Raw genomic sequence first — 5,712 nt, 5'->3', positions numbered from 1 at the left:
CCCCCCGCGGGGGTCAGGCACGCTCGCGTGCCGCCTGCGGCAACACCGCACCCTTCGGGCGGCGCCGGGGCGCCAGCCACAGCGAGGCGACGAACACCGAGGTGAGCAGGGCGCCGACCGCGAACAGGCTGTCGCCGGGCACGCGCATCCACACCAGCAGGTGCACCAGCGGCTGGTCCATGAAGTGCTCGGAGCGGGCGAACCAGTAGCCGTGGTCCAGCGCCGCGTTGAGCTGCAGCACGCCCAGCGGCAGCAGGGTCAGCAGCGCCATCAGCGACAGGCCGATGTTGAGCGTCCAGAACGCGCCCTTCAGCCAGCCCTCGCGCCACTCGGCCTCCGGCTTGATGCCGCGCAGGCAGAACAGCATCAGGCCGATGCCGAGCATGCCGTACACGCCCATCAGCGCGGTGTGGCCGTGCAGCGGGGTGAGGTTGAGACCCTGCATGTAGTACAGCGCGATCGGCGTGTTGACCAGGAAGCCGAACAGGCCCGCACCGACCAGGTTCCAGAAGCTCACCGCTACGAAGAACATGATCGGCCAGCGGTAGCGCGCCATCCACGGTGCGGCGTGCTGCTTGCGCCAGTTGTCGTAGGCCTCCAGCCCGATCAGCGCCAGCGGCACCACTTCCAGCGCCGAGAAGCTCGCGCCCAGCGCGATCACCGCGGTGGTGGTGCCGGTGAAGTACAGGTGGTGCAGCGTGCCGAGCACGCCGCCGGCCATGAACACGATGGTGGCGAACAGCACGCTGGTGGAGGCGCTGGCCGCGCGCAGCAGGCCGAGCTTGACGAACAGGTAGGCGATCACCGCGGTGGCGAACACTTCGAAGAAGCCTTCCACCCACAGGTGCACCACCCACCAGCGCCAGTACTCGACCATCGCGATGTGGGTGTGCTCGCCCCACATCAGGCCGGCGCCGTAGAGCAGGCCGATGGCGATAGTGGACAGGAACAACAGGCCCACGATGTGCGAGGTCTCGTCGCGACGCCGGATCGCCGGCCACAGCGCGCGGCCGACCAGGAACAGCCACAGCATCAGGCCGATGAACAGGAAGATCTGCCAGAAGCGGCCCAGGTCGGTGTATTCCCAACCCTGATGGCCGAACCAGAAGTTGTACTTCAGGCCCAGCTTGTCCATCACCGCGAACCACTGGCCGGCGAACGAGCCGACCACGATCACCAGCAGGCACACCCACAGGAAGTTCACGCCCAGCCGCTGGAACTTCGGCTCGCGGCCGCCGATCACCGGCGCCATGTACAGGCCGGTGGCCAGCCAAGCGGTGGCGATCCACAGCACGGCCAGCTCGGTGTGCCAGGTGCGGGTGATGCTGTACGGCAGCACGTTGGCCAGCGCGAAGCCATAGGCCTGCTGGCCTTCCACCTGGAAGTGCGCGGTGGTGGCGCCGAGCAGGATCTGCACCAGGAACAGGCCCATCACGGTCCAGAAGTACTTCGCCGTGGCCTTCATCGAGGGCGTCGGCTTGAACGCTGCCAGCGGGTCGTGCGACGGCGGCACCGCCGGGCTCTCCTTGTGGCTCTGCACCGCGTGGTACCAGCCGATCAGGCCGATGCCGAGGATCAGGAACAGCACGCTGAACACCGACCAGATCAGCGCGGTGCCGCTGGGCCGGTTGCCGACCAGCGGGTCGTACGGCCAGTTCTGCGTGTAGCTGACGCTGTGACCGGGACGCTCGCCGGCGGCGGCCCAGCTGGTCCACCAGAAGAACGCGGTGACCGCGCGGCGGTGTTCCATCTCGGGGATGGTGTCCTCGCGCATGGCGTAGGTGACGCGCAGCGCGTGGGTGGCCGGGTCGTTGCTGAACAGGCTGTCGTAGTGGCGCGCCACCACCTCCATCGCCTGCGCCCGCAGCGGCGAGACAGTGATGGTGCCGGTGCCCGCATCCCAGGTGTTGCGACGCTCCTCGGCCTGCACGCGCGCCTTCAGCGCGGCCTGCCGTTCGGCATCCAGCGCGGCGAACGAGGGCGCGCCCTCGTCGCGGGCCAGCAGCTCGAGCATGGCGTCGGCCTCGCGATGCAGCCAGTCGGCGCTCCAGTCCGGCGCCACCAGCGCGCCGTGGCCCCAGATCGAGCCGAGCTGCTGGCCGCCGATGCTCTGCCAGACCTCCCGGCCCCGGTCGATGTCGGCGCGGGTGTACAGCGTGGCGCCTTGGGTGGTGACCACCGCGTCGGGCAGCGGCGGTGCCTGCTGGTGCACCTCCTTGCCCACCCACAGCAGCACCGAGAAGGAGGCCAGCAGCAATACCGCCAGCCCCAGCCAGAGTTTTCGGGTCGTCGTCATGGCACGTCTCCGTAAGGACGTGCGCATCGTCGGCGGCGCAGGGGGCGGCTGCCCCTGACCTATATCAGGCGTGACGGCCCCGGCCTGCGCGGATTGTCGCAGCGCCCGGCCGCGTCACGCCGGCCCGGGTCAGTGGCGCTCGCTGATCGCCAGCCCGGTGTCGTCGCCGTCGGCGACCAGTCGGCGATGGATGCCCTGCAGGGTGGCGAGCAGTTCGGCCCGCGCCTCCTCGGCGAACGGGTTCTCCTGCTGGATCGCCGCAAACAGGTGGCCGGCGTCGCCGCGCACCGCGGCAAGCATCGCCTTCAAACCCAGGAACGACGGCGGCGCCACCGCCAGCTCGTCGTCCACACCCATGTCGACCAGGCCCTTGGCGATGAAGAACGCCAGCGCGTGGGTGTGCGCCATGGCGCGGTCGTGCGCGGCCGGCTCCTGCGCGATCACCTCGCAGCCGAGCGAGGCGAACAGCGCGCTGGCGCGTTCGGCGGCCCCGGGATGGCGTGCGCTGGCGCAGACCACCACGCGCAGCGGTCGCTCGCCGCGGGCCAGGCTCAGGGGACCGAACAGCGGGTGCGTACCGACGTGCGGGATCGCGTCGCCGAGCAGCTCGTCCATCAGCGCGCAGGGGTGCAGCTTCACGCTGCCCACGTCGAGCACCGTCTGCCCGCGCTTGAGCCGCGGACGCAGGGCGCGCAGCGCCCCGTCCATCTGCGGCACCGGCATCGCCAGCACCACCCACTGCGCATCGTCCACGGCCGCCTCGAGCGAGTCGGCGGCGTAGTCGGCCGGCACGTGGCCGCGCGGGTCCCAGGCGCGCACGGCATGGCCGGCCTCGCGCAGCAGGCCGGCGAGCGCCTGGCCGAAACGGCCGTGACCGAGGATGGCGAACGACATCGGAGGACTCCGCGGCAAACCGTCAGGCACGGCGGAAGGCCGTGCGGACGTCCATGCTACGGCATCGGTTGGTCGAAGCCGCGGCCGTCACGCAGCACCGCGCGCAGGCGCGCCTCCCACGGCGCGGTATCGATGCCGCGCGCGGCGAGCCAGCCGCGATCGAACAGCGTCTCGGCGTAACGCTCGCCGCGGTCGCACAGCAGGCTGACGATGCTGCCGCGCTCGCCGCACGCCTGCATCGCCGCGGCCAGCCGCAGGCAGGCGACGAACTGGGTGCCCGACGAGCCGCCGTAGCGGCGACCGAGCAACTCCTCCAGCAGCCAGGCGGCGGCGATCGAAGCGGCGTCTGGCACCTCCAGCACCTGGTCGACCACCTCGAACACGAAACCCGGCTCCACCCGCGGCCGGCCGATGCCCTCGATCAGGGTCGGCTGGCTCGCCACGGCGGCGCGATCGTAGCGGCGCCAGCCCTCGACGAACGCGCTGCCGCCCGGCTCGGCCACGCACAGCCGGGTCGACAGGCGGCGGTAGCGCAGGTAGCGGCCGATCGTCGCCGAGGTGCCGCCGGTGCCGGCGCTGCAGACGATCCACGCCGGCTCGGGCGAGGCTTCGCGCGCCATCTGGCCGAGGATCGACTCGGCAATGTTGTTGTTGCCGCGCCAGTCGGTGGCGCGCTCGGCCAGCCCGAACTGGTCGAGGAAACAGGCGCCGCGCGCGGCGTGCGCGGCGGCCACGGCCGGCACGTCGGCCGGGTCGTCGACCAGGTCGCACTGGCCGCCCAGCGCCTGCACGTCGCGGATCTTGCCCGGCGCGGTGCACGCCGGCATCACCGCGATGAACGGCAGCCCGAGCAGCCGTGCGAACCACGCCTCGGAGATCGCCGTGCTGCCGGACGACGCGTCCACCACGGTCTGCCCCGCATGCAGGCGCCCGTTGCACAGCGCGTAGAGGAACAGCGAGCGCGCCAGCCGGTGCTTGAGGCTGCCGCTGGGATGGGCGGACTCGTCCTTCAGGTAGATGTCGATGCCGGGGAAGGCCGGCAGGTCGAGCTTGAGCAGGTGGGTGTCGGCCGAGCGCGCCGCTTCCTGCGCCAGGCGCTCCAGCGCGCCATGCACCCAGACGCGACCGGTCGGCAGCGGCGGCAGGTCGGTGGAGAACATCTCAGGACTCCCGCGCCTGCACCGGCAGGTGCATCATCGGCACGCCCAGCCGCCGCGAATGCGGGCGCAGGCCGAGCCCGAGCTTCAGGCTGTGCGCGATGCGTTCGGCGTGGTCGATCATCCGCGCCGCGCCGGCGGCATCCAGCACCTCGGCGCAGCTCTCGCGCCACAGCTCCAGCCAGCGGTCGAAATGGCCGGCGCGCACCGGATGGCGCAGGTGCGCGGCCATCGGGTTGCCGCGGTAGCTGCGGGTGCCGCGCTCCACCGAGCTCCAGAAGCGGCTCAGCAGCGCCTTGTGCTCCGGCCAGTCGTGCACGGCGGGGTTGAACACCGCACCGAGTTCGGGATCGCGTCGCACACGCTCGTAGAAGCAATCGACGAGAGTGGCGATGGCCGCTTCGGAAGGGGCGTCGGGGGCAACGTTCATGCGTCTACTCGGGTGCCGGCGGCGGCACGTCGGGGGAACCGGCGCCGCCATCCGGCGGCGGCGCATCGTCGGGAGACGAGGATGGCGCGGCATCGCCCGGCACGCCCTGATCTGGGTCATCTTCCAGCAGGGGCAGGATGCCGGGGTTGTCCAGGTCGTCGAACTGCTGGTGGCTCACCGCCCAGAAGAACAGCGCCACGGCGATCGCCACCACCAGCAGCGTGACCGGGATCAGTACCAGGATGATGTTCATGCGCGCCACCCCGGCACGGGCAACCGGCGGCCGGTGCGCAGCGCGTTGAGCACCACGCCGAGCGAGCTCAGCGCCATGCCGATGCCGGCCAGCCACGGCGGCACCAGGCCGAACGCGGCGAACGGCACCGCCACCAGGTTGTAGCCCAGCGCCCAGCGCCGGCTCTGCGCGACGATGCGCCGCATGTCGCCGGCGACCGCGCGCGCGGCAAGCAGGCCGTCGAGGCGGTCGCCGGCCAGCAGCAGCCCGGCATGCGCCTGCGCCAGCGCGGTGCCGCCGGCCAGCGCGGCGGACACGTCGGCCCCGGCCAGCACCGGGGCATCGTTGCTGCCGTCGCCCACCGCCAGCGTGACGTGGCCGCGGTCGCGCGCCTGCCGCAGCAGGGCGAGCTTGTCGGCGGGGGTCTGTTGCGCGGCGTATTGGCCGATGCCCAGCGCCGCGGCAATCGTCGCCACCCGCGGCGGCGCGTCGCCGCTGGCAAGCGCGACCTGCACGCCCTGCGCCTGCAGTGCGGCCAGTGTGTCCACCGCGTCCTGGCGCAGCTGTTCACGCGGGCGGAAGCCGGCCAGCGGGCCGGCGGTGTCGGCCAGCACCAGGCACCCCCCCAGCGCCGGCGGCACGGCGCCGTCGAGCACCGCGTCGGCGCGCCCCAGCCGCAGCGCGCAGCCGTCGACGCGGCCGG

At 72.1% G+C, this 5,712-nt stretch carries 6 protein-coding genes; all 6 read right to left on the bottom strand.

What is annotated here, in order from left to right:
* Positions 1-13 precede the first annotated feature (13 nt).
* Positions 14-2,296: a nitric-oxide reductase large subunit gene (locus C693_RS0112135; RefSeq protein WP_017462549.1), complete on the bottom strand. Its 2,283-nt coding sequence runs from the start codon at positions 2,294-2,296 to the stop codon at positions 14-16.
* 129 nt (positions 2,297-2,425) lie between these two features.
* Complete coding sequence (locus C693_RS21725) at positions 2,426-3,190, bottom strand: prephenate dehydrogenase/arogenate dehydrogenase family protein (RefSeq protein ID WP_017462548.1); 765 nt, start codon at positions 3,188-3,190, stop codon at positions 2,426-2,428.
* 56 nt (positions 3,191-3,246) lie between these two features.
* Positions 3,247-4,350: a PLP-dependent cysteine synthase family protein gene (locus C693_RS0112125; RefSeq protein WP_017462547.1), complete on the bottom strand. Its 1,104-nt coding sequence runs from the start codon at positions 4,348-4,350 to the stop codon at positions 3,247-3,249.
* Between the two features lies 1 nt (position 4,351).
* Positions 4,352-4,777, bottom strand: coding sequence for a group III truncated hemoglobin (locus C693_RS0112120; RefSeq protein WP_017462546.1), 426 nt, complete (start codon positions 4,775-4,777; stop codon positions 4,352-4,354).
* Between the two features lie 4 nt (positions 4,778-4,781).
* Positions 4,782-5,030, bottom strand: coding sequence for a cbb3-type cytochrome oxidase assembly protein CcoS (ccoS, locus tag C693_RS0112115; protein WP_017462545.1), 249 nt, complete (start codon positions 5,028-5,030; stop codon positions 4,782-4,784).
* Positions 5,027-5,712, bottom strand: a 686-nt coding sequence (locus C693_RS21720) for an HAD-IC family P-type ATPase (RefSeq protein WP_043598703.1), incomplete at its 5' end; no start/stop codon positions are given. The genes C693_RS21720 and ccoS, both read right to left, overlap by 4 nt.

Origin of the sequence: Dyella ginsengisoli LA-4, from assembly GCF_000334915.1 — a bacterium.
Lineage (GTDB): Bacteria > Pseudomonadota > Gammaproteobacteria > Xanthomonadales > Rhodanobacteraceae > Dyella_A > Dyella_A ginsengisoli_A.
The sequence above is the reverse complement of the archived record's forward strand: the minus strand, read 5'-3'. Positions and strand labels throughout refer to the sequence as shown.

Excerpts from the sequence above, each read along its gene's own strand:
- C693_RS0112125 (WP_017462547.1), bottom strand. The coding sequence starts at position 4,350 with ATGTTCTCCACCGACCTGCCGCCGCTGCCGACCGGTCGCGTCTGGGTG.
- C693_RS21725 (WP_017462548.1), bottom strand. The coding sequence starts at position 3,190 with ATGTCGTTCGCCATCCTCGGTCACGGCCGTTTCGGCCAGGCGCTCGCC.
- C693_RS0112120 (WP_017462546.1), bottom strand. The coding sequence starts at position 4,777 with ATGAACGTTGCCCCCGACGCCCCTTCCGAAGCGGCCATCGCCACTCTC.
- ccoS (WP_017462545.1), bottom strand. The coding sequence starts at position 5,030 with ATGAACATCATCCTGGTACTGATCCCGGTCACGCTGCTGGTGGTGGCG.
- C693_RS0112135 (WP_017462549.1), bottom strand. The coding sequence starts at position 2,296 with ATGACGACGACCCGAAAACTCTGGCTGGGGCTGGCGGTATTGCTGCTG.